Raw genomic sequence first — 2,175 nt, forward strand, 5'->3', positions numbered from 1 at the left:
GGCGTCGGCGAGCACCAGGTCGGGCCGGGCCAGCGCGAGCCGGGCGGCCAGCACGTCGGGGCCGGCCGTCGGGTCGAGGACGGCGGCGCGCAGGCCGAGCCGGTGCGCGGCGAGCAGCACGGCGAGGGCGCGCGGCCCGGGGCGGACGGCGACGCCGAGGGTGTCGCCGTCGCGCAGGCCGCGGGCGTTGAGGGCGACGGCGTAGTTGTCGGCGAGGGCGGCGAGTTCGCCGCGGCGGATCCGCACCCGGGTGGTGCCGAGCCGGGTGTGGTGCAGCACGGCGGGGCGGTCGGGGTGCAGGGTGCGCAGGGAGTGGGCGAGCCGGTCGAGCACGGGCTGTCCTCGGGATTCGGCGGGAGTCGGTGGCGGGGGTCAGCGGACGTCGACGGCACGGGCGCCGGCGCCGCGCTCCAGGTACCAGCGGGCGGTGCCGACCACCCCGTACGCGCGGATCCGCCGGGTGGAGTTCTGCACCACCATGTCGCGGCGGTGGACGATCGCGGTGGTGTGCCGGCGGATCCGGTTGATGAACATCCGGTCGGTCGGCGAGGGACGGCGCGGCATGCCGCCGACCGCCTGGTACAGCTCGGCGGTGATCGCCATGTTGTTGCCCGCGTGCATCCGGTACGGGGCGAGGTAGCCGTGCCGGCGCCGGTGCGCGGGCCGGATCCGGCCGAAGAGCGCGCCGAGCGCGACCAGCGTCAGGAAGACCGCGCGCCCGGCGGGCCCGTGCTCGTCCCGGCGGGCGGTGACCCGGCCGCAGACCAGGCCGCCGCGCTCGCGCAGCGCGGCCCGGGCGGCGGCGGTCCAGCCGGGTTCGGGCAGGCAGTCGGCGTCGGTGCGGGCGAGCAGGGCGGCGCCGTTCGCGATGGCGTGCCGGAACGCGCTGTCGACGGCGGAGCCGACGCCCTTCTCCGGCTCGACCAGCACCTCGACCGGGAACGGCGCCCGGGCGGCGAAGGCGCGGACGGCGTCCGGGGTGCCGTCGGTGGAGCCGTTGTCGGCGACCAGCAGGGTGAAGTCCCGGTCCCGCTGGGCGGCGAGGGCGTTCAGGGTGCCGGTGATCCCGGCCTCCTCCTGGTAGGCGGGCACGATCACCCAGAGCTCGGTCACGACGCCTCCCAGACCATCGTCATCAGGCTGACGCCGCCGCCGAGGCCGACCATCAGCACCTTGTCCCCCGGTTCCAGCGTCCCGTGTATTCGGTCGAGCTGGAGGCCCATCGTGGCACTGGCGACATTGCCGACCTCCGGCACGGTGACGACCAGCTTCTCCTCCGGGACCCCGGTGGCCTCGACGAACCGCTCCAGGTAGGGGACGGTCACCTGGTGCACCAGCACCCGGGCGTAGTCGTCCCAGGTGAAGCCGGTGCGGGCCGCCACCCGGTTCAGGACGTGCGGGCCGATCTTCTCGAAGACCCCGCGCAACTCGGTGCCGCCGCCCCGGAAGTAGCTGTACTCGTCGCCGCGCGGGTGGCGCGAGCCGCCGCCCGGAATGCCGCCGATCTCCCAGTGCTCGGAGGCGGTCTCGGTCTCCACGTCGAGGATGCCGCCGCGCTCCACGGCCTCGACGACCACGGCGGCGCCCGCGTCGCCGAAGGTGTAGCCGGCGAAGCCCTCGCGGAACTGCTCGGCGCCGCTCGGGTCGCGGCGCATCGCCCGGCTGGGCGTCTCGCCGGTGACCACCAGGGCCCGCCGGGCCCGGCCGGCCAGGATCATCGCGCGGGCCAGGTCGATCCCGTTGAGGAAGCTGTTGCAGGCGTTGCTGACGTCGAGCGCGTGGGCGCGGGAGCCGAGTTCGGCCTGCACCAGATGGGCGGTCGCGGGCTCGGCGACGTCCCGGGTGGCGGAGGCGAAGAGCAGCAGGTCGAGGTCGAGCGGGTGCAGCCCGCGGGCGTCCAGGGCGCGCCGGGCGGCGCCGAGGGCCAGCGTGGAGGCGTACTCGCCGTCGGCGGCGAAGTGCCGGGTGACGATGCCGGTGGCCTTTTCGAAGGTCCGCTCCGGCAGGCGCAGTCGGCCGCCGGCGGTGATCTCGTCCTGGAGCTGCCCGGAGGTCAGCCGGCGGGCGGGGAGCTGGGCGCCGACGGCGGTGATGCCGATCCGCGCGGTGGCTGCTGGATGCATGTGCCCATCGTCGGGTGTGCCCGCTCCGGCCGCCTGAGTACCCGTACTCAGC

3 protein-coding genes are annotated in these 2,175 nt (G+C 75.8%); all 3 read right to left on the minus strand.

What is annotated here, in order from left to right:
• Positions 1–333: AMP-binding protein (locus ABD308_RS35430; RefSeq protein WP_344344147.1), on the minus strand; the 333-nt coding region annotated here is incomplete at its 3' end.
• 39 nt (positions 334–372) lie between these two features.
• Positions 373–1,113 (minus strand): glycosyltransferase, encoded by a 741-nt coding sequence (locus ABD308_RS35435; protein WP_344344149.1) that lies wholly within the window; start codon positions 1,111–1,113, stop codon positions 373–375.
• A complete protein-coding gene (locus ABD308_RS35440; protein WP_344344151.1) occupies positions 1,110–2,123 on the minus strand; it encodes a 3-oxoacyl-ACP synthase III family protein in 1,014 nt (337 codons plus the stop codon). The genes ABD308_RS35435 and ABD308_RS35440 overlap by 4 nt, the downstream gene beginning before the upstream one ends.
• Between the last annotated feature and the right edge of the window lie 52 nt (positions 2,124–2,175).

The organism is Kitasatospora putterlickiae (assembly GCF_039527695.1).
GTDB classification, from domain to species: Bacteria; Actinomycetota; Actinomycetes; order Streptomycetales; family Streptomycetaceae; genus Kitasatospora; species Kitasatospora putterlickiae.